General features: G+C 41.8%; 2 pseudogenes. Both read left to right on the forward strand.

Annotated elements, in window-relative coordinates:
• Positions 1 to 258: pseudogene (locus R8O11_RS26115) on the forward strand (transcriptional regulator); the annotation flags it as partial.
• Positions 259 to 373: 115 nt separating this feature from the next.
• Positions 374 to 882: pseudogene (locus tag R8O11_RS26120) on the forward strand (alpha-glucosidase); the annotation flags it as partial.

The following is an 882-nucleotide window of genomic DNA, read 5'->3' on the forward strand; positions in this document are numbered from 1 at the left end:
GTGTTTAGCCACGATATTCGACCTCCAATTTGTGTTGGACGCATTGCGATTACCGAAGAACAAGAAGAAAAACTGGCAAATGAAGTGTACAACAAATTAATTGAGTTTGATGTTCAAAATAAAACCAGTGAAAACAGTCAACGACTAAAAAACGTTTTACTCACTTTTACGCCTGGTAATCAGATATTTTTGGCTGACACAATTCCGAATATTAATGGCGATTTATTAAAAGCCATCACTGTCGCTAAAGAAAAATAAAAGAATAATTATTGGAAGCTCGTGCTTATTTAGTGCGAGCCGGGCTTCTGCACACTAAAAACACTCATTTATATAAATGAGAATATAAAAATAACGTAAATAATAGGGAAAAAGTATGTTTAAAAAGAGCACACTTGCCATTCTGATCGGGGCTACTATTTCGCTTGTTGGATGTGGTTCCAATGATAAAACTGAAATCCGTTTACCACAGGCGCCAACTTCAGAATTTACTAACGTGATTGATCGTACTGGTAATCCAACTTACCTGCGTGATTACGACAGTTATTCGAACCTGAAGTACAACGCACTCACGGACAACGGCGCGTGGCATGGCCATTTGCTACCTGAAGATGCGGCGGGTTATGGCGCTTTCGGCGGTATTATGCAAGTGACGCAAGAGTACGCGCATTTTATGTCTGGCCAAACGTTCGACAAGCTCACGTTGACCGACAAAGTGAGTGGCCAAACTTACGATTTATCGAACGCAGAAGCGAAAGTCTATTCCATTCCAGGTGCGTTAGTGCAGGTGTTGGACTTGGACGATATTCACGTGCAAATGGTGCTGCGCTTCGTGACTGACCGTTCTTCGCTGGTGGAAACGCTCATCACTAACAAAACTGATCG

It is taken from the genome of Vibrio sp. 1288 (assembly GCF_033344475.1).